At 54.1% G+C, this 290-nt stretch carries 1 pseudogene; it reads left to right on the top strand.

Going from position 1 to position 290, the window contains the following annotated elements:
* Positions 1-290 (top strand): annotated as a pseudogene (locus tag AACT19_RS02830) (collagen-like protein); the annotation flags it as partial.

The raw sequence follows: 290 nt of genomic DNA, 5'->3' as shown, positions 1-290 counted from the left end.
AGGTACTACTGGCGCACAAGGAGCCAAAGGCGATACCGGACCACAAGGCTTACTAGGTGCGACTGGCGCACAAGGTCCTAAAGGCGATATCGGGCCACAAGGCTTACAAGGTACTACTGGCACACAAGGAGCCAAAGGCGATACCGGACCACAAGGCTTACTAGGTGCGACTGGCGCACAAGGTCCTAAAGGCGATATCGGGCCACAAGGCTTACAAGGTACTACTGGCTCACAAGGCTTACAAGGTACTACTGGCTCACAAGGCTTACAAGGTACTACTGGCTCACAAG

Origin of the sequence: Vibrio sp. 10N.222.47.A9 (genome assembly GCF_963872585.1) — a bacterium.
GTDB lineage: Bacteria > Pseudomonadota > Gammaproteobacteria > Enterobacterales > Vibrionaceae > Vibrio > Vibrio splendidus.
The sequence above is the reverse complement of the archived record's forward strand: the minus strand, read 5'-3'. Positions and strand labels throughout refer to the sequence as shown.